A 21099-nucleotide genomic window follows, 5' to 3' on the forward strand; every position below is an offset into this window, starting at 1 on the left:
TCAAGGAAGATCCGGCTATTCCTAAATCCTGAGCAAAAAGCGCTGCTCAAGCAGTGGTTTGGTGTGAGTCGTTTTGTTTACAACACGACCATAAAATACCTCCAAGAACCAGACACAAAAGCTAGCTGGATGACAATCAAAACCGGAATACTCAACAGCTTGCCAGAATGGGCAAAGCCTGTACCTTTCCAAATCAAATCGATTGCTATCAAAGATGCTTGCTCGGCGGTCAAAGCAGCGAAGCAGGGTTTCAAGAAAGACGGGCAAATCCGCAAATGTAAATTTCGTAGTAGGAAAGACACCAAACAATCTATTTATGTGCCGAAGTCGGCTATAAAAGATTGCGGTGTCTACAACTCGATTTTGGGTAAGTGTCAGTTAACAGAATCCTTGCCTGCAAATTTCAGCGACGGTAGGCTGACTCTCGCTTATGGCGAATACTACCTAGTAGTTTCTGAAGAAGTGCAACAACTTAAGACCGAGAAACAAGGTCGGGTTGTTGCGCTCGATCCCGGTGTCCGCACGTTCATGACATTTTTCTCTGAAAATTATTATGGCTGGTTAGGAAAAGACTCTAATTTGCACATCCAAAAACTGTGCTTTCGGCTGGATAGATTAGTGTCAAAAATGTCCAAAGCTCCCAGTCGCCAAAAAAGAAGATTAAAGAAAGCAGTTGGTAGGCTTCGTTGCAAAATTAAGAATTTGGTCAAAGAGCTGCATCATAAAATCGCTAAGTTTTTAGTTGATAATTTTGATGTGATTTTGTTGCCAACCTTTGAAAGCTCTCAAATGGTGTCTAAGTCGCGCCGCAAGTTAAGAAACAAAACGGTGCGACAAATGTTGACTCTGAGCCATTACGAGTTCAAGACTTTCCTAAAGTGGAAAGCTTGGGAAAACTCCAAGCTTGTGATTGACTGCAACGAAGCTTACACGTCAAAAACTGTGTCATGGACGGGCGAAATTGTCAAAAATCTAGGTGGTGCTAGAACTGTCAAGTCCGTAGCTACTGGATTGAAGATGGATCGGGATCTAAATGGTGCTCGCGGGATTTTCTTGCGGGCATTGGTTGACACGCCTTTGTTGAGAGATTCTCTCAATTTATATGTTTGTTAGCATTTGTTAGCAAAAAAGTGTCGGATGAGAAAATTAGAGACAATTCTATAACCAGTGGTTGGGATACGTCCTTTCTGCCGCTAAATTATTAAAGATGACGGCGCACAAGACCAAGATTATTGATCCCTCAAAAGCAGGTGTTAGCAAAAATTTCCAGTCTGGCTGGGTCATCATGACGACTAAGGCAACTGCTCCCGAAGGCGGATGTAGAGTTCTGGTAATCTGCATAATTCCGATCGCACTAGAAACAGCCATTCCCATCGCCCAGGGAGAAGAACCGACAAAATGCAGAATCATTAAACTGGTGAGAGCAGCTAAGAAATTGCCCCCAATGACATTCCGGGGTTGAGCCAAAGGGCTGTCAGGGACACCAAAGATCAGAACGCTTGTAGCGCCAAACGGAGCCATTAGTAAAGGAGAATTAGTTTTTACGGCAAGATAGGACGTTGCAGTAATTGCCAAAAAACTGCCAATCCAACTCCAAAAAATATGCCGAGGATGAGGTCTGTCTACGGGGCAGCTCAATGGACACGATCGCCATCTTCCAAAGGTTTTAAACCAATAACTTTCCCATTTCAGTTGAATTTTTTTAGGGTCAATCATAAATCAGGTTACTTGATAACCAGGCTTCTTAAATTGTCTGAACTAGCCTCCGGTAAAGTTAAGATATCATAACAATTTGTCAAAAAGTAGTTAAAGGCACAGATTTTTTACTTCTATGCCACTTAAGCCGCAGCTAACCACTCGGTTGGAACGGACTAGCGAGTTTGGTCGGTTTTGCAACAGACGTTATCGGCAGTCGCAGAACTTCACCGTTAGCCGTCAGAGTTATTGATGAGGGTAAAGCGAGAGGTTATTTGTAAGGTGCCAGGCCCAGTAAGCATGAATTGAAATATCGCACCCACACTTAAGTCTCTAGTTCAGAATGCGATCGCCGTTTTCTGGTTAGTGCGATCGTCTCGATCGCACTCAGATATAATTACGAACTTAATCTTCGCTACGGAGAGTTTTCCCACTCGGCGGTAAGCTTGCGGAAATTGTATTGAGATGCGCCGGGGTGACAAGTAACGCAACTGCTGATATTTGCGGGTTTTGACATTTTGACTTTGGGGTGCAGTGCTTTGAAATAGCGAGAACTGGCGACTCGATAGGCGATTTCTTCGTCTTTGGCTTGGGGACGGGAAAAAGTTTGCAGGTAGTTCCAGACTAGCAGGCGGGGCGGGTCTACTAGCAGTTTGATGGTTTGTCCGTAGTGTTGGGGATCTTGCAGCAACCGGCGCCAAGTTTCTGTAGGTAAGACTTGCGGTGGTAAAGCGATGTGACAGGTGGCGCAGTTTTCTAGGTACAGTTGCTGTCCGAGTTGGTAGCCTTCGGGGATGCGATCGACAGTTCCAGTATCCTCGATCGAAGAAACCTGAGCAAGTCGCGCGGGAGTGCGAGAGTAGGCAGTTTGAGCTGCAACCCATCCGCCGCAGGTACAGCAGATAATTATCAACACTAGCAACGTTGAGTAAAGCCCCCGCAAGCCTACTCTGCGACGTTTGCGGGGTTTTTCCTGTTTCATAATTCTGAATTTATTTTTGGTTAAATTACTGGTATGCTCATGCCTTCGCGGGCTAAGCAGCTATTGGCGAACGCTGCCTGCACCTCTGCTTCTGTACGATCGAGAAAATTGTCGTCGTGGCCCGGATCGTGGTGAAACATCACGATTTTTTTGACTCCAGCAGCTTTCGCTATTTCTACTCCTGCTTGCCAAGTCGAGTGTCCCCAACCGACTTTCGGGGTTTTGAAGTTGTAATACTCTTCGTTGGTGTAGTTGGCGTCGTAAATCAGCACGTCGGCGTTGCGAGCTAGGTGTAACACGTTGTCGTCCAGGCGATCGGGAAAGTGCTCTGTATCGGTGCAGTAGACGGCTGTGTGTCCCTCCCAGGTGACTCGATATCCGATCGCGGTGTTGGGATGGTTCAGCAGTGCCGTTTCTATTTTCACATCGTCGAGTTCGAGAATATCCCCAGGGGTCAAATCGTTGAATTTGAGGTCGGACTGCATGACTTGGATGGGGACGGGAAAATTGGGGTGCACCATTTGGTCAGCAAGACGGTGTTTGATGGTAGTGCCGTTGGGGGCGATCGCACCGTAAATGTGAAAGCAGTTCCCTGGGATAAAGGCGGGAGTAAAGAACGGAAAGCCTTGAATGTGATCCCAGTGAGTATGACTGAAAAACATATGGGCTTCCACCGGCATTTGCCGCAGCAGATTGAGGCCTAGAACTCGCAGACCGGTGCCGCCGTCAAATATCAGGCGTTTTTTGCCCAAGCGCATTTCTACACAGGAGGTGTTGCCTCCGTAGCGCAGTGTTTTGGTGCCGGGGGTGGCGATGCTGCCCCGCACGCCCCAAAACTGAACGACAAACTCGGTCAAAGGACTATTTTCCATTGTGGCTTTGCGATCGGAAGGCTGTGGATTGGGTAGAGAGGGTGCGGAATCTGGCATTTTTTTTAGTTTTGGGGGCTGGAACTTGGGAGTTGAAATCTTAGTTTTTACTTTTTAGTTTTTAGCAATCTGTACTATAATAAAGCCCTTAATCGGGAAACTATTCGAGTGCCTAATACTTGGGCTGTTAGAATTCTCAACCTTACCGATTCGTGTAGGAGATGTCACGCTTAAGAGATTATTTTTTGCATCATGCGGGCTGCCCGCCGTGTTATGTGTTCTGAGATTAAGATAGCGCCGAATAAGAGTGTTCGGGTAAAACTTCCTCCACTGTATAACTCATTCTCCAGAGGTAGAATTTGCGCTTCATCTTACTCTATGAGTAGTATTTTTTTCAAGATTGGGGCCGGGGCGCGGTTTTGAGGAATGCCGTTCCGGTGACTCGGCATTCACAACAGATTTGATCTTCTACCTACCCGTTCCTCGACTGCATCCCTAGACGTGCAGCGATTGCCTTAAGTTCGGCCTCCTGAGTTTTTAGTCGGGTTGCAGTCGAGGAGTGCGGGCTAGGGGCTTATTTGCGATCGGCTGCGATGCACTTTTCCACTAAGGGCATGACTTGATCAACATCTTGCCAACCCAGAATTTCCGTGACTTTTTTCTCCAAATTTTTGTAGGTTCTAAAAAATTCGGCTATTTCGTCCAAGCGGTGGGGTGCTACGTCTTTGAGGGACTTATAGTGAGCATAGCGGGGGTCTTTGTCGGGAACGCACAAAAGTTTCTCGTCCCTGTCGCCTCCGTCGATCATTTCTAGCATTCCGATCGGACGGGCTACGATAATGCACCCTGGAAATGTGGGCTCATCCATCATTACCATGCCGTCGAGGGGGTCGCCATCATCGGCTAAGGTATTGGGTATGAAGCCGTAGTCGCACGGATATTGGACTGAGGAAGAAAGCACCCGATCGAGAGCAAAGGCTTGCAAGTCTTTATCAAATTCGTACTTGTTTTTGCTACCGGCGGTAATTTCGATGAGGACGTTGAGCAGTCCTGGTTTCGGCTGTGCCGGAATTAGCGATAAGTCCACAACAATATCTCCAAGTTAACAGATGATTGGGATGAGTGCTACTTGCCAAATCCCTTTGATAGCATTTTACGGGCGATCGGGGCCGACGGTTGCATGAGATTGACCGAAAGCCCAGGAGTGCGATCGGCGTGGCACAATTTGAGGATGAGGGTTGTGGGGTCTCTCGCCTGCGTGGCAAATACACTGGACGGGCGGGACCCATCCCACAGGTTGAGGGCGCAATGCTTTGTTTTGGCGATCGGGAGATATTTTTCTATCTAGGGTTCAGTTGCTTTACTATATTTCAAAGTTGTTTTAATTTTCAATCCCAACCACTGGCTAAGTTCTGTTGCTAACCAATCGATTTCTGATTCGCTTAGTCCACCATATAGTCCACCTAGTTCATATTTTCGGCTGCCCGCTTGAATAATCAACTGAGTAACTCTGTATGATTTATGTTGCCGATCAAGCGTAGTCTCAATTTCCAACTGGCAAATTTGCTTTCTGGAGGCTGGGTTGGTACAATTCCATCTCCACTTCAGCAGATGGCTGGTATAGGAGATTTGCTGCCGATCGATTCTGAGACGCAATTCCCGAAATAATGCAAATATAAAAATTGCTCCTACCCCAGGTAATATTATTCCTGGTATTAAAATATTTAATACTTCTAGTGTGACATGAATCCAAAGATAGGGCGAATGTATCTTTAAATAATAGATTTTTATCACTTCAAGGTAAATAGACCAGAATAAGAATACACTCAGACTCACCGCACCAGAAAACAGGGTAATTAAACCAAAACCGAGTCCCTGTGGCGGAATTACAATTTCTATAAACTCAGAAGTTTTTGTGAGTTTAATCTTGCTGCCTGGTAGCTGTTCCGCCCTAGGGTTTTTGTTGATAATGCGGGGATTTTCGAGCGATCGCAATGCTTCCCCAGCCGAAGATAACCGTTTGTCCAAACTCGGTTCTGTCATCCACTCCAGCCAATCAATTAAATTAGAATTGAGTGGGGCTGCCCGATCGGCAAATTGAATTTTCAAATCCTGCTGCGACAAATCAGTGGGATGCAAACCTATTACCAAATAAATTAAAGTTGCACCTAAACCGTAGAGATCGGAAGCCGGAACCGAGCGCCCGCCAAATTGTTCCGGTGCCATATATCCGTAAGTTCCCACTACTGTAATTGTGCCGCCAAATTTGGCAGCTTGGTTCTGCACCGAACCGAAATCAACTAAATAAACTTGTCCGACCGAGTGACCGGATCTGCTGTGCAGTAAAATATTGCTGGGTTTAAGATCGCGGTGAATAACAGGTGGCTCTTGCTGGTGCAAATAAATCAAAATTTCTAACAGCGATTTAGCTAATTCTTTCATCTCGCTTTCGCTAAAAGTACGCCCCGACCGCAAATGCTGTTCCAAAGTTTTACCTTCTACATAAGTCTGTACCAGGGCAAATCCTTTACTTTCAGGTTCGTCAATTTCCAGGTAGTCGAGGTAGCGAGGAATTGCTGGGTGAGAAAGTGCTTTTAAAGTTTCCGCTTCTCGTTCAAATAGCTTGAGGTCTTGCCATTCAAAATCGCTACCGAGGAATAGCTGTTTGATCGCAACTAATTTTTGAGTTTGCAAATCACGAGCTAGCAGTGTTTGGCGACCAGTTTGTTTTCCCAGTTCTCGCTGCACTTCGTAGCGTTCTGCTAATATTTTACCACTCATATTTTTGTACCTTAATTTTAATTAAAGGTTAGATCGGAACCCAGAAACCGGGTTTTTAGGAAAATACTTCGTTGCCACCTCCAGATTCACCAAAAACCCGGTTTCTGAAAGTCGGAGTGCGTAAGTCCTATCTCAATTTTAGATTACCGTTCGCATGCTTTTTGATAGAACCTGGCAATATACTTGCTGATTGCTCCCATTGACAGTCCTGCAATTAGCGACGGTGCAAACACGAAGACAACATAATCACTGGAATCCTCTAGCTCCTTCAGATCCATCATCAGAAAGAAGGCGATGCTTATCGAGGTACAGAATACGATACTAATTGCATTTACAACCTGCTGGTGAAGTTTGGGATTAGTTGGGGTAAAAAACCACAAGCGCGTCACAATTCCTACGATTATTCCGTTTCCAAACCCCAGCAGCAAGAACAGAATGGACGGAATTTCGAGGCTTTTGCCGAAAAAAGTTATCCCCATGAACACAAAAAGAAAGGTGCTGTAAATTCCTACCCAAGTTCCTACAGCTAGAGGTCCTGCCAAAGTGCTGAAAAAGAGCGCCGTCGGGAACAAGGCCGTATCCACCGTTTCTACTTGTCTCAATGGCAGGGAATATTTATTTATTTGCTGTTTATTTATTTGCTGTGGTTTGTCTAGAACTTCTTTTGCTATTTGGACTGAGGCTGGACGGCGCTCTAAACTGGGATGGGTCAGCCACTTCAGCCAATTGGTAAAAGCGGGACTTAGTTGGGTGAATTGCTCGAATTCGATCTGCAAATCTTTCTGCGGCAAATCGGCCGGATGCTGCTTGGTAACTAAAGCGATTAATGTTGCTCCCAAGCCGTACAAATCCGAAGCTGGAACGGCTCTCCCGCCAAATTGTTCGGGCGGCATATAGCCATACGTGCCGACAACTGTGACTGTTTTTCCCTGTTGGGTGGCTAAGGTTTGAACTGCACCAAAATCGACTAGGTAGACTTCCCCGACGCTGTTGCCCGATCGATTTTTGAGTAAAATATTGCTGGGTTTAATGTCGCGGTGAATCACCGGGGGCTGTCGCTGGTGCAGGTAGGCGAGGATGTCTAATAATGCTGCTGCTAATTGTTTGACTTCGCTTTCGCTGAAGGTGCGGCCGTCTGAAAGATATTCTTGTAGGGATTTGGCTTCGATGTAACTCTGAACTAGGGCGAATCCTTTGCGGCTGGGGGTGTCGATTTCAAAGGAGTCGAGATATCGGGGAATTGCGGGATGGGATAGGGATTTTAACGTTTCGACTTCTCGCTCAAAAAGTTTTAAGTCTTCCCAGTTAAAGTCGCTGCTGAATGAGAGGAGTTTGACTACTACTTGCTGTTGGGTTTTTAAGTCGCGGGCGAGTAAAGTTTGCCTTCCTGCTTGCTTGCCGAGCCGCCGATCGCACTGATAGCGATCGGCTAATATTTCTTTTGACAAATCGCCGATTTTTTGTCCGCTCATGTTCTCTTGCCCTAGAACCGATTAAACCTAGTGTAGTTGACAAAAGTGCAATAATCGGAAAGGTTCGGGATACGGCAAAAAAAATTTTATGTCAAAGAGCAACTGCCTTTAAGAGCCAGCGATCAAGCACCCTAAAGACGCCCCTGAATAAAGCTGGAATTTAATTTTGGATTTGCTTGTAAATTGACTGCACTACGTCGAGCAGGCTCAAGACTTGCTGCCATTCGGGGGCATCGGGGTTGTAGCTTTTGGCGCGCTGAGCTTTCAAACTGTGGTGCAATAGGGAAAGCAGCGCGTCTGGAGACTCTAAAGAATTGTCATCTTCATCTGCTGGGGTTTGGGCTGCATTTTCTTCGATGTCTTCTTTAATTTTTTGTGCTCGATCGGCGAGGGCTAAAGATCTGCCTGCAAGGTTTTCCGGCATTTTGGGCTGTTCGGACAAAGACGCGCTGGTTAGTTCTACCAATAGTTGACAGACTCGATCGACCCATTCGTGATCGTTTACTGAAAAGGAACCGGATTTGAACACTTGCCCGTCAGGTCTTTGCTGAATGCTTTGTACCTTCTGGATCAGAGGGATAGCCTTAACAGTGATGTTTTCCGGGATTCTGGGGATATCTGACAGGGAGCTCCGAGCAATCTCCAGCAATAGTTGGTAAACCTGATCTACCCACTCAACATCTCCCGATTGCGAATTCCAATTATTCATAACTGACGCTAGTGGTTTTCTATATCTAAGACTAGAACATTGACTATCTGCGAAGTCAGCTCTTTTTATGAGCCGCTAACGCTATTAAGACTTACGCGGGCGGGGTGATCAACCCGGTTTTTGAGCGGATGTTTTGCCGCCTTTCTCCAAGATTTTTCTCAGAAACCGGGTAACGCTGCCGCCCGTCCTAACTATTTTTAAGCGCTTCAAATAATAGAAGTGCTAAGTTTGTTGCGGTAGGTAGTGCGAACGAAACACGTAGGGCGAAACCCGTGGCATCTCGCTTGCAAATTCAAATCCGGTTATATAACCATAATACCTGTTGGAGCTTATTTACAATTACCTCAATAGGATATTCAGGTTAATTGCTGGTGGGATGGGAGGCGCACCCCCGATCGCGATCGCCCCCACCCGGAACCCTGGCACCACCGCGAGGATTTGCTGTGGGCTACTGCTATTTTTCTGTGAGATTCCACACACCATCCCAGTTGAGTACATCTGAAAAACTATGCTGAAATAACATACAGCGATCGACGTGCAATTTAGCTGCCTTGTTTTTCGGGTCAACTTCCAGAACGGCCTCAAATTCGCGTGCAGCGTCTTTAAAGGCTTGCTTGGCTTTTGGTTCTAAGGCTTTCTTAAACTCGCTCAGCAGTTTTTTCACCCGATCAAGTCCCAGGTTTTCAAATTCCTCATCTAACATTTCTGCAACTGTCTCGGAGGCCCGACTTTTAATTTTCGCCTGCAATAGCTGTCTGATCTCTGCAGGTTTCAGCCGCTTGATTTGGGGATTTGATGGTTCTAAGATGTCTGCTTCCAAGAGCTTTTTGACTTCGCCTTCTTGCAAGTATTTAATATCGTCTGCTGATAGGGGCTTGATTTTTGCTTGCAGCAGCATTTTGGCTTCGTCTTCCGAGAGGTTTTTGATGCCTTCCAATTTCAGCAGTTGGATTTCTGTCTGCAACAGTACGATGAGTTGGTCTGCTTCGGACAGGGTTTTCGGGTCGTACTCTGACAGCTTTTTCAGTTGATATAACAGGTTCTTGAGTTCGTGTTCCAACTGTTGATCTACATTGTAGAGCAGTTTCTTAGTCTCTGCCTCCGGCATTTCGGCGACATCCTTTAAGATATTTTTCACCTCACTCTCAGAAAGTCTTTGGTGGACTGGAGCTTTGTAATGTTCGCGCCCCTTCGTGTAATGTTCTATAATTTTTTGCTGTGTTTCGGTTAGTGACTTGCCAACTGGCGAGTATCCCTCGCGGATGCCGACGAGTTCGTAAACGATTACGGGTTCGCTTTTGCCTTTGACAGTAATAAAGTCGAGTTCTCGCACGTACAGCCGATCGGCATAATCTCTGTAAGTATTGTCACTGATAATCAAGTCGGTGCCGTACTGTTTGCTGGCGCCTTCTAAGCGAGAGGCGAGGTTTACGCCGTCTCCTATAGAAGTCAATTCCATGCGTTTGCTACTACCGATATTGCCGCTGACAACTTCATCGGAATGCACGCCCATACCAATGCCGATCGGCAATTCGCCATGTGCCACGCGATCTCGATTAAACTCAGCCAGTTTTTCCCGCATTTTCACCGCCGTTTGCATGGCGCACCAAGCATGATCCTCTAGGGGCGCTGGAGAGCCAAAAACTGCCATCAGAGCGTCGCCGATGTATTTGTCGAGAGTCCCTCCGTACTCGAACACGACATCTACCATCACTTCAAAATATTTATTCAGCATCACTACCACTTCTTCGGCTTGCAATTTTTCCGTAAGTGTGGTATAGCTGCGAATGTCTGAGAACAGCACCGAAACGTTTTTGCGCTTACCGCCCAATCCAGTATCCCCTGAAGCTAACAAAGCTTCAGCTACTTCTGGCGTCATGTAACGGTACATCAAGTTTTTGATTTGCTTGGCGCTGCTAATATCTTCCATGACGACTAATGCGCCGTTGACCTTGTTGGGGTCGGTAGCGTCGGTCATTGAATTAATGGAGAGATTGATACTCTGCCCTTCTCCTTCCAAGGAAAGTAAAACTTGATCGGGGTAATACTGCTGGCGGTCCTTCTCGTCTTCGGGAGACAAAGAAGCATCAAACCATTTGGCAAAATCGCCTTTTTCTAACTTAATTAACTCGCGCAAAGATTGACCTTCGGCTAATTCGGCATCGCTGACACCCAGTAATTTTTTGGCACTGGGATTGGTCGCTACTATATTGCCTTTTTTATCTGTAGAAATCACGCCGTTAGTCAGGGCGTGCAGCATATCTTTTTGTCTTTGTTCTTGCTGTTTGACTTCGGCAAACAGTTTGGCGTTTTGTAGGGCGACTCCTGCTTGGATGTTAAACGCCTTCATAAATTCCATGTCATTGCGATTGAAACTCGCTTTCCACTGATCGGGGGCGTGAGGCCAATCTTCCGGGTTGTAGGGCGGGAATTCTCCTTGTCGTTTTTTATTAACTAATTGGGTGACGCCAATCAATTTTTTGTCCGAGTTAAAGACTGGCATACACAGCATACTGCAAGTGCGGTAGCCAGTTTTTTTGTCTGTTTCTTTGGAAGTGGCGGCGCGGGGGTCGTCGTACACGTCAAAGGGAATCAGCAGCGGTTCGCCGGATTGGGCAACAATACCTGCAAAACCCGCCGTTCTGGGTATGTGAACGTCTTGGAGTTTACCCCCAATCAGCATTTTTGTCCAGAGTTGATTTCTGTCTTCATCGATCAGCCACAAGGTGCTGCGATCGGCTTTCATCAGTTTGCGGGCCTGATCCATCACCCTTTTTAGAGTATCTTCTAAGTCTAAACTGCTCTGAGAAAGAGCGTTGACGGCATTCATCAGGGCCGTGGCAGCCCGTTGTCTCTGAGTTGCTGCGTAGAAAGATTTAGAAGACTCTAGAATTAGGCGAATCGAGGGAGTAAATTCTGTAAAGAGTTGTTCGTCTTCTTGAGTAAATCCGTGCCGATCGATTTGTTCGTCTAAACTAGCGTAATTTTCGTGATTCGGTCTTAGTTTATTAATCAGTTGAACGACTGCTACTAACTCTCCTGTTTCTTCGTTGAGCAGGGGCATCGCCAGCATTGTATAAGTGCGATATCCATTTTTTTCGTCAAATTTTTTGGCGTTAGCCGATCGGGGGTCGTTATAAAAATCATAAGGAATGTTCACCACTTTTTTCTCTGTGGCTACTTCTCCCGCAATTCCCACATGGGCGGGAACTCTGATTTCTAGGTTTTTGCCATTTTCGTCTTTAGCGACGATCGCCCAGAGTTCATTTTTTTCGTCGTCTAATAAAAATATCGTGGTGCGATCGGCATTTAGCAATTCCCCTGTTTTGAGTGTAATCGACTGCAACATCTCGTTGAGGATGGCATCAAATCCCTCGCTCTCCAGGATATTGTCGAGCATTCCCAGGGTTTGATTGACAATCCTAAGTTTTTCGTCTACTTGCTTAATTACTACTGTGAAACTTTGCTTATTTAGAAGGTCGAGAATGCCAGAGAGGTTTCCTTGGCGCGGGGTAATTGCACTGCTGCTAGGGGGAGAGGGAGGGGGAGAATAATGTTCCTGATGATGATTTTCACCGCCGACAACAGCGACATCAATCACGTTGTCTAGAGAAGAGTAATTGGTGGAAGATGCAGATTTCATAGACCTTTACAGAAGCTTAAGTGTAAGGGTTAGTCTCTAAGCGAAGAGAGTGGGGAAGTTGATTAGTGAGTCACTTGTCGCACAAGACTCAAGTATGTGTGAAAGTATTTCCCAGTTTACAGAACTCCGGCCACCAGGCAAGGAAAATTCAGTTGGTCTTGCTGCTGAACGGAGGGTGGGCGAGTAACAAGGCTGTGGGAATGCTGCAATCTTTTTAGAGAATGCGAATCCTGTTTAAAGGGTTTATTAACTGATTTTGACATTGTGGGTGCCTGGTTTAACTATGTTCTGCCGAGCTTTGAGCCGATCACCCCCAGTAACATGAATGCGTACTGGCGGGAGGACTGCTGAAAGAGGGGTGGCCTTGTGGGACTAGCCGCAATTGTGACACTACCAGTTGCTAGTGATGTGTGCCCTTCTCTACACAATTGTGGTTTTTAACTAGAATTTCTCTCTATTTTGCTGCTGTTAGCTTTCATCCCACTAAATTCACGGGGTTTTCAGCTTTTTTTTGTAAAATTTGCGGTTGACATTTTTAGTGTAACCTCCGACTCGGAAAAAACTCCGCCTTTTAACCCCCCGATCGGCTTGAGGGTGCGATCAGGGTTGAGCCGACTGAGTTTGGCGCAATCCGGCGGCTTCGACAAGCAGGGATTCGGCGAAGGCGATTGCTTCTGTTGCTGAGCGGCCACTGGCGAGTTGGGCGAGTTCTTCCCGCCGCTGCTCACTGTTGAGGGCGGCAACTCTGACTACTGTACGTTCGACAGGTTCGGAGTTGGCTGCGGGTTCCTCGATACTTGGTTCTGCTTCGATCGTCTGTTTGTTGACGCGAAAATGACAATCAGCCATGGCGGCGATCAGCGGCTGGTGGGTGACGCAGAGAACTTGGTGTTTGTCGGAGAGTTGGTAGAGTTTTTTGGCGATCGCCCCGGCGACTCTCCCGGAGACTCCGGCGTCGATTTCGTCAAAAATCAGCGTACCGGCACTTTCTATTTGGGAAAAACAGGCTTTGATGGCGAGTAGAAAGCGGCTCATTTCTCCCCCGGAGGCGATCGCCCCCAGGGGTTGCAAAGGTTCCCCCGGATTCGGGCTGAAACAAAAGGCGATTTGGTCGGCACCAGTAGCGGTTGGGGTACAAGGCGAGATCTCGACTTGAAATTGCACTTTTTCCATTGCTAACGGCTTAAGTTCTCCTACGAGGTGCGTTTCTAGTTTGAGGGCTGCTTCGCGTCGCAGGGTGGTGAGGTGGCTGCAAGCATCTTTTAATTGCTCTAAAGCGTTCTGATATGCGAGTTCTAAGGCTTCCATTGAGTCGCCTCCTTCTAAAAGTTCATTTAGTTCGTTTTGAATGCTTTGGTAGTAGGCGATCGCTTCTTTGAGCGGCCCGTATTTGCGACAAATTTGTTTGAGTTCGCGAATCCGATCTTCTACTTCTTCGAGTCTTTCGGGATCTGCTTCTAATTGTTCGCCGTAGCTGCTAATTTGCCGGCTGGCTTCTGTGGCTTGAGCTAAAGCATCGCTGACCATTTCTAAGATTGGTTGCAACTGCACATCGTAAACCGCCATGTCGCTTAAAATTACTTCGGCTTTGCTCAACAAGTCGGCGGCTGATGCGCTGTCGCCATCGTTTTGGTACAGGGCTTGGTGGACTTGGTAACTCTGCTGCTGCAATTCGACGACGTGGCCTAGCCGGATTGATTCGTGTTCTAGGTGTTCAAGTTCGTCGGCGTCTTCGATATGGGCTTCGCCGAGTTCTCGGACTTGGTATTCTAACAAATCAAGTCTTTGCAGTCGCTGCTGTTCCGACTGACGCCTACGTTTGAGGGCTGTTTTGGCGCTGTTGGCTCCCAGCCACGCGGAGGCGATGATCGATCGCGCTTCAGTGAGCTTTTTGCCGCCGTATAAATCGAGCCATTCTCGCTGGAGGGTTTCTTGTCCGAGGTGGACGGTTTGGCCTTGGGCGGTAATTTCTACCAGCCGATCGCGCAGTTGGTCCATTAACTGGCGGTTGACGAGAATTCCGTTCAAGCGGGATCTGGTGCGTAGAGCACCGCTCGATGCGTTAATTTCCCGGCTGCAAACGGCTAAATTTCCGTCTATGGGTTCGATTTCTTGCTCGCCCAGCCACAAAGCTGCAGCTTTGTCCAGTTCAAAGGTAGCTTCCAATATTGCCCGCGCTGCTCCGGTGCGAATCGATCGGCGATCGACTTTCCCGCCCAACACTGCATCGATCGCATCTAGGATAATCGATTTACCAGCGCCGGTTTCCCCTGTAAATACGTTCAAACTCGGGCCAAATTCTAGATCCAGGCAGTCAATTAAGGCAAAGTTTTCTATTCTGAGGGATATTAACATGGGGAATGGGGAATAGGGAATTGTTAATTGGTAATTGGTAATTGGAATTTTTACTTTTTAATTTTTACTTTTTAATTGGAGGCACAGCCCGGAAAATTATTGGTCTCCAATAACAACTGTCAACTGACTTCTGCTATAGTTTCAACCATCCAAACAAATCTCCTACCGTCACCCGCAATTCTGCTGCCCAATCTGGAACCGGCAACAATTCTTCTGGTTTTGCTAAAATTTCCGGTTGCTTTCCAGGGGGATAAATTAATATAGATCGCACCATCGGATCGATCAGCCAACCCATTTTAGTGCCGTTTTTCAGACAGTGTAAAATATTCCCTGTTACTTTAGTTTGACTCTGGCCTGGAGAGAGAATTTCAATTGTCCAATCTGGGTAAGTTTCAAATACATTAGCAACATCCCCATTTTCATCAACAGGTATTCTGTCCCAAGTAAATACTGTGACATCTGGCACGATCGATCTACCGTCAAAAGTACACCGCAATTCGGGAAAAGCTAAGGCAATTTTCGGTTTTTTAACTACGACATTGATCGCTGGGACTAATTCACCTTGAATCCTGCTATGTTTTCCTTGTGGCATTGGTTTTTGGATGATTTCACCGTTGATATATTCGCTAGCTGGTTCTGTTTCTGGCAGTTTGAGAAACTCTGACAAAGTTAGTGTTTTTGTTGGTATCTGTACCATTTTCTACTCCTTATCTTCGATAAAACCCAAGTGTTTTCTAGCAGCAACCGTTACCATTCTCCCGCGATTTGTCCGCTGCAAAAATCCGATTTGCATTAAATAAGGTTCGTATACATCCTCAATGGTTTGAGTATCTTCTCCTGTAGAAGCCGCGAGAGTTTCTAAACCCACTGGCCCACCGTTAAAGTTCTCAATCATTGCTGTCAAAATCCGCCGATCTGTCCAATCTAAACCTAGCGGATCGACGTTGAATAATTCCAGGGCTAGTGAGGCAACTTCGGCATCAATTGGCTTTAAATTTTTGACTTCGCTGTAGTCTCTAACTCGTCGCAGCAAGCGGTTAGCGATGCGGGGAGTTCCGCGAGCTCGGCGGGCAATTTCTGTGGCTCCTTCTGGGGTGATTTGAGTGTCGAGAACTTGGGCGGTTCTTTGGACAATTAGACTAAGTTCGTCTATTTCGTAGTACCGCAATCTTTGGATCAAGCCGAAACGATCGCGCAATGGAGATGTCAGCGAGCCGACTTTTGTGGTTGCTCCTACTAAGGTAAATGGTTTCAGGGGAATGCTGCGTATTTTGGCGCTTTTGCCTTGACCGATCGTAATATCTAACCGACAGTCTTCCATCGCCGGATAGAGGATTTCTTCTGTAACTTTAGATAAACGGTGAATTTCGTCGATAAACAGCACGTCGCCTGCTTTGAGGTTGATCAGCAATCCGACAATATCTCGCGGTTTTTCTAAAGCAGGGGCGGTGGTGATTTTGCATTCAACTTCCATTTCTGCTGCTAAAATTAGCGACATTGTGGTTTTTCCCAACCCTGGAGGCCCGTAGAGTAACAGGTGATCCATAGGTTCGCCGCGAGATTTGGCTGCTGCAATTGCGATCGCCAAAACTTCTCTCAAGTCTTTTTGCCCGATGTATTCAGCTAAGCGTTGGGGTCGGATTTTGTCGTCTTGTTTGCTGTTGATTTCGTCGGGTAGTTCTTGCGATTCTAGCAAAGATTCCGCCTGGGGTTTGGCGGCTTTTTTGCGACGAGCCGGGGCTATGTCTTCAGGTAGATTTGGGTCGGGGGGCTGTTGTTTGGAGGATATAATAGCCATATTTATCTGCGTTCGGGCAGCGGGAATTGTTTACACTTGTTAGCAGAATCTTTAAAATTATTGAGTTCGTTATGAGTATTCCATCTTCTTTATTAGCATCCGAAAGCATAACTTTTGAGGGGGCGATCGAGCTGACTCAATCTTTACTGTCGTTCATGGAGGCCGATCGACTTTTACAAGCCGACATCCAGCAAGCTGTTACATCTCTGGTGAAAACACAGAACGGTGCTAGGGGGTTTTTTGTCACCTATCTAACGGACGATGGACAGGAGGCAGATCACCCGTCACCCGGAGTAGTCGAGGCGCTGCGATCGGCTCCTGAGATCGTAGCAGAACTGCTGGTGAAAAATTTGGCCATGTCGGCGGCAATGGTTGTGCATCATTCGCGCCAGCAAAAGCAGGAAATGGCGACCGATTCTGCTAGAGTGCAGGAGCGATCGCTCAATTTAATTCAAATGCTGCAAATGGCAGCGTGTCAAACTATAGCGTCGCAAATGCTAGAAAGTTTGCACAGTGCCAACGGCGAGTATGAAAAATTTTTCCGGCGGTGGGGCTACGACGACGAGCAAAAACGGGCGATCGATTCGGCAGTTCGATCGGCGATCGGCTAAAATAACCTCCGAAGGAAGGGGAAAGAAGAAAGAAAGAAGAAGCCTAAGCTAGGGTGGCAGATGCTTGATCAAAACGGCGGGGCTGTGGAATAATTGCGGTTTAACAAAAGCTGCACAATTGTAGCTTGAGTTGATTTAGGTGTGAAGGTAGTGAACGAGGGCGAAAAAATTGCTGAGAACGGTGAAAGGAGTTGCCCAAAAGGCCCGAAGGGTGCGCGGCCGGCGGCCGGCAAGTACGCCCCGGCGGTGGGCGAAGCTGAATCTGCTGGCAACATTGGTGCGCCGGGACTTGGAAGCTCAATACAAAGGCTCGATTCTGGGCAATTTGTGGCCGCTGCTGAATCAGCTATCGCAATTGGTGATTTACACATACGTATTTTCGATCGTCCTCAAGGTAAAGCTCAGCCTTGCAGGATTCCCAGAAAACAGCGACATTACATTTGGAGTCTGGTTGTTTGCAGGTTTGCTGCCTTGGACTGCCTTCACCAGCGGTTTGATCAAGTCGGGAGTATCCGTGGTGGGGCAGCCTAATTTAGTCAAAAAAGTGGTATTTCCTCTCGGTTTGCTGCCATTGGTGCCGATTTTTACAGCTTTTCTTGAAAGTTCTCTGGGTTTAGCAGCTTTGATTGTGATAGTAGCAGTGTCGTCGCAAAAGCTCAACGCTACTTTATGCTTGCTGCCGCTGGTGTGGGTGCCTCAGTTGCTGATAACTGCTGGTTTGGGATATTTGACAGCAGGCTTGACTGTATTTTTGCGAGACATTCCTCAGACATTAGGTGTTATTCTAAATTTTTGGTTTTATTTGACGCCGATCGTCTATCCAGCCTCAATCATCCCCCAAGAGTGGCGAGCGTGGATATTTTGGCTAAATCCAATGGCCGCCATCTCGGAGGTTTATCGAGACCTCATACTGGTTGGAGAAGTTAAGCATTGGGGCGAATGGGGTGTAGCCACGCTAATTTCTGCTGCTATATTTTGTGGAGGTTTGGCGGTTTACCGGCGTTTGCGTCCCGCTTTTGCTGACGTGCTGTAAATATGTTTGAGATATAAAGTCAATTCTTCAATCTAAAATCCCCATAAAGGTGTTTGCAGCAGCGGAATGCAAGTCCTCATAAAAATCAGAGGACGGTCGTACTCACTACAAACCTATTTTTAGTTCTAGCGAACATAATATCAATCTAAAATCTAAAATCTAAAATCTAAAATCGGATGATAGAAAATGTAATTTCACTAAAAAATGTTTCCAAATGCTTTAAGCGGTACGATCGTCCAGGAGACCGCTTAAAGGAAATTATTTACCCCAGCAAAAAACTTGCTGACGAATTTTGGGCCCTACACGACATCAATCTGGAAATCCCTCAAGGACAAACTCTGGGAATCGTCGGCCGCAACGGTTCGGGGAAAAGCACTCTGCTGCAAATAATTGTAGGGACGCTGACTCCTACCACAGGAAGCGTCGATGTTAAAGGCAGAGTCTCCGCTTTGTTGGAACTCGGAAGCGGGTTTAACCCGGAATTTACCGGGCGGCAAAATGTATTTTTTAACGCTCAGTTACTGGGATTCAATCAAAAAGAAACTGAAGAAAAATTTGACGATATAGCTGCTTTTGCTGATATTGGCGATTTCATCGAACAGCCAGTCAAAACTTATTCTAGCGGTATGTTTGTCAGGCTAGCTTTTGCCGTGGCGACTAGCGTCGAACCAGATATTTTGGTGGTTGACGAGGCGCTTTCGGTGGGCGACGAAGCTTTTCAACGCAAGTGTTTTGCCCGCTTGCAAAGCATTCAGGAAGGTGGCGGAACAATTTTATTTGTTTCTCACGCTGCTACTTCTGTGGTGCAACTTTGTACCTCGGCGATTTTAATGGATAGCGGTGAATTGCTGCTCGCTCACACGCCGAAGGTGGTAATTTCTAAGTATCAAAAGCTGATTTATGCCGATCCAGATCAGGTTCTGGGGTTGAAGTCAGATATTCGAGCTCTGAACCAACTGACAAAACAGGAAAGTCAAGACCACCTTCAGGATGCTAATTTAGAAAGCACAAAGAGGGAAGTTAAACCGGAGCAACATCTCTCCAAACCCCAGGAATATTACGAGGAATTTTACGATCCGGGGATGATACCGTCGAATACGGTAAGGTATCCGTCTCGTGGAGCGGAAATTATCAACCCCCACATCGAGACGCTGAAGGGGAATCTGGTAAATCACTTGATCGGCCGTCAAGATTATATTTATACTTACTCTGTCACTTTCTCCCGGTCAACTTCCAAAGTTAGGTTTGGAATGTTGATTAAAACAATTAGCGGCTTTGAGTTGGCGGGTGCTTCTTTGAAGGGTTCTACTCAGTCAGTTAGGTATGTGGAAGCGGGAACGACAATTGTAGTGAAGTTTCAGTTTAAATGTTTGCTGAATCCCGGGGTTTATTTTCTGAATGCTGGGGTTGTGGGAACGGTAGATGGAGATTTAACTTATCTGGATCGTTGCGTTGATGTGGCGATGTTTAGAGTTCAGTCTTGTACAGAGTCTTGCGGTAACGGCATCGTTGACTTGCTGATCGAACCGTGTTTAACTGTTGTTAATGCTGATACTCTAGTGAAAGAGCAGTCAACAGAGGTTATCTAAAATTCTGTAAAAACAATGAACGATATCAATTTAGATTTAGTCGAAAATCCCGTAATCAAAGCATTTATTCAAGATCAAACTAAGTTTCCTGAAAATTTTAAACTGAATATCTGCGAAGACGATGAAATGTATTTGTTCAGCTTGAGCAATGTCAAAGACGATCGCGATCGGGCTTTGGTGCGCTATTATTCGATCGGGCATCGCATCTTGGATACGGTTAAACAAGTTGTGGAATGGCATTTTGGCAGTTTTGAAAATGTTCCCTCTTTTCTAGATTTTGCCTGCGGTTACGGTCGATTTACTAGGTTTTTGATTCAGGAAATACCGCCGGAACGAATTTGGGTTTCTGATATTTATGCTAACGCGGTTAAGTTTCAAACTGAATACTTGGGCGTCAACGGTATTGTCTCAACTGGAAAACCAGAAAATTATTTAATTGATCGCAAGTTTGACTGCATTCTGGCTAATTCTTTTTTCAGCCATATGCCGGAAAGGACTTTTACAAGTTGGTTGCAAAATTTGTACGATTTGTTGACTCCTAACGGCATTTTGATGTTCAGCGTTCACGATGAGTGTTTGCGCCTAGCCAATACAGAAATGCCGGCTAATGGTATTTTGTTTAGTCCTCAAAGTGAAAGCCAGTCTTTAGATAAGGAGGAATACGGCACAACTTATGTAACTGAAAAGTTTGTGAGAGAATGTGTCGAGCGAGTTAGCGGAGGTAAAGCTTTTGTTCACCGCATAAAAAAAGGCATCTGCAGGTTTCAGGATTTGTATGTTGTCACAAATGAGCTAGTTAGAGATTTTTCGGAGTTAAAATTCCATCATCATCCGGAAGGATATATTGATGTTGCTGCTTTTACGAATAAGGAGAATTTGTATCTAGAAGGATGGGTGGCTGATGTGAATCTCGACGGTAAAATTGAGGATCTGCAAGTGCTTTTAAACGGCGAGGTTGTACAGAGGTGCGAGCCTTTTTACGATCGCCCGGATGTGGCTGGATATTTTGAAAATGATGGGGCTTTGCAGTCCGGGTGGAGGTGTTATTTACCCAAAAACACTGTAGCGCTGCAGGATGTGTTAATAGTCAAAGCAATCAATAACTATGGTTTGGAATGGATTCTGGAAACTTGCACTGTTAAATCGCTGATTAACCAAAGAGAATCGCAGTCTTTATTGGGTTCTAATCAGACAAAACTAAAATTACTTGAGACTCAGTTAGAGTCGGCTAGGATGGAATGGGAGCAAAATCAAAGTAAGTTAATGATTACTCAAACAAAGTTGGAAGAATCTCAAACAAATTTGCAAGAATCTCAAACTCAATTAGTTGCAGCTCAAATGGAATTGGAGCAAGCTCAAAATCAGTTAGTATCTGTGCAAATCCAGTTGGAGAGAACTGAAAATCAACTAATTAATGTCAAGCAAGAACTAGAGCAAGCGAAGTCTCGGGTTTTGGCAATGGAAAGCAGCAAGTTCTGGAAGATTAGAAGCGCGTGGTTTCAAGTCAGGCGGTCCTTGGGCTTAGCAGGAGAGTAGTGAGTAAATTTGGTGTGGGAGTTAGG

16 protein-coding genes are annotated in these 21099 nt (G+C 46.1%); 5 read left to right on the forward strand and 11 right to left on the reverse strand.

Annotated features, from left to right (window positions below):
• Window positions 1-1113, forward strand: a 1113-nt coding sequence (locus QUB37_RS20215) for a transposase (protein ID WP_333165412.1), incomplete at its 5' end; no start/stop codon positions are given.
• A gap of 45 nt (window positions 1114-1158) precedes the next feature.
• On the opposite strand, the gene QUB37_RS20220 is transcribed toward QUB37_RS20215, so the two are convergent.
• The 11 genes from QUB37_RS20220 to ruvB all read right to left on the reverse strand — a co-directional run bounded on the left by QUB37_RS20220 (window position 1159) and on the right by ruvB (window position 16304).
• Window positions 1159-1716 (reverse strand): HPP family protein, encoded by a 558-nt coding sequence (locus QUB37_RS20220; RefSeq protein ID WP_333165414.1) that lies wholly within the window; start codon window positions 1714-1716, stop codon window positions 1159-1161.
• 394 nt (window positions 1717-2110) lie between these two features.
• Window positions 2111-2677: a diheme cytochrome C gene (locus tag QUB37_RS20225; protein ID WP_333165418.1), complete on the reverse strand. Its 567-nt coding sequence runs from the start codon at window positions 2675-2677 to the stop codon at window positions 2111-2113.
• A 20-nt stretch (window positions 2678-2697) separates the two neighbouring features.
• Window positions 2698-3606, reverse strand: a complete 909-nt coding sequence (locus QUB37_RS20230) for an MBL fold metallo-hydrolase (protein WP_333165421.1) — start codon at window positions 3604-3606, stop codon at window positions 2698-2700.
• A 514-nt stretch (window positions 3607-4120) separates the two neighbouring features.
• Window positions 4121-4633, reverse strand: a complete 513-nt coding sequence (locus tag QUB37_RS20235) for an inorganic diphosphatase (protein ID WP_333165423.1) — start codon at window positions 4631-4633, stop codon at window positions 4121-4123.
• Window positions 4634-4890: 257 nt separating this feature from the next.
• Window positions 4891-6327, reverse strand: a complete 1437-nt coding sequence (locus tag QUB37_RS20240; protein ID WP_333165425.1) for a serine/threonine-protein kinase — start codon at window positions 6325-6327, stop codon at window positions 4891-4893.
• 143 nt (window positions 6328-6470) lie between these two features.
• Window positions 6471-7799: a serine/threonine-protein kinase gene (locus tag QUB37_RS20245; protein WP_333165428.1), complete on the reverse strand. Its 1329-nt coding sequence runs from the start codon at window positions 7797-7799 to the stop codon at window positions 6471-6473.
• A 160-nt stretch (window positions 7800-7959) separates the two neighbouring features.
• Entirely contained in the window at window positions 7960-8508 is a 549-nt protein-coding gene (locus QUB37_RS20250) for an inorganic pyrophosphatase (RefSeq protein WP_333165431.1), read from the reverse strand.
• Between the two features lie 454 nt (window positions 8509-8962).
• A complete protein-coding gene (locus QUB37_RS20255; protein WP_333165433.1) occupies window positions 8963-12151 on the reverse strand; it encodes a GAF domain-containing protein in 3189 nt (1062 codons plus the stop codon).
• A 600-nt stretch (window positions 12152-12751) separates the two neighbouring features.
• Window positions 12752-14506 carry a DNA repair protein RecN gene (gene recN / locus QUB37_RS20260; RefSeq protein ID WP_333165435.1) on the reverse strand — a complete coding sequence of 585 codons (1755 nt, stop codon included), beginning with the start codon at window positions 14504-14506 and terminating at the stop codon, window positions 12752-12754.
• 133 nt (window positions 14507-14639) lie between these two features.
• Complete coding sequence (locus tag QUB37_RS20265; RefSeq protein WP_333165437.1) at window positions 14640-15203, reverse strand: Uma2 family endonuclease; 564 nt, start codon at window positions 15201-15203, stop codon at window positions 14640-14642.
• A 3-nt stretch (window positions 15204-15206) separates the two neighbouring features.
• On the reverse strand, window positions 15207-16304 hold the full coding sequence (ruvB, locus tag QUB37_RS20270; RefSeq protein WP_333165439.1) for a Holliday junction branch migration DNA helicase RuvB: 1098 nt from the start codon (window positions 16302-16304) through the stop codon (window positions 15207-15209).
• 71 nt (window positions 16305-16375) lie between these two features.
• Here ruvB and QUB37_RS20275 point away from each other — a divergent pair, with 71 nt between their 5' ends.
• The 4 genes from QUB37_RS20275 (at window position 16376) to QUB37_RS20290 (ending at window position 21073) form a co-directional block, all read left to right on the forward strand.
• Window positions 16376-16915, forward strand: a complete 540-nt coding sequence (locus tag QUB37_RS20275; protein ID WP_333165441.1) for a hypothetical protein — start codon at window positions 16376-16378, stop codon at window positions 16913-16915.
• Between the two features lie 181 nt (window positions 16916-17096).
• A complete protein-coding gene (locus tag QUB37_RS20280) occupies window positions 17097-17948 on the forward strand; it encodes an ABC transporter permease (RefSeq protein WP_333165443.1) in 852 nt (283 codons plus the stop codon).
• A 176-nt stretch (window positions 17949-18124) separates the two neighbouring features.
• Window positions 18125-19537: an ABC transporter ATP-binding protein gene (locus QUB37_RS20285; protein WP_333165445.1), complete on the forward strand. Its 1413-nt coding sequence runs from the start codon at window positions 18125-18127 to the stop codon at window positions 19535-19537.
• 15 nt (window positions 19538-19552) lie between these two features.
• Entirely contained in the window at window positions 19553-21073 is a 1521-nt protein-coding gene (locus tag QUB37_RS20290) for a methyltransferase (RefSeq protein WP_333165447.1), read from the forward strand.
• The last annotated feature ends 26 nt before the right edge of the window (window positions 21074-21099 follow it).

The sequence above is a fragment of the Microcoleus sp. AT3-A2 genome, from assembly GCF_036705685.1.
Classification (GTDB): domain Bacteria; phylum Cyanobacteriota; class Cyanobacteriia; order Cyanobacteriales; family Microcoleaceae; genus Microcoleus.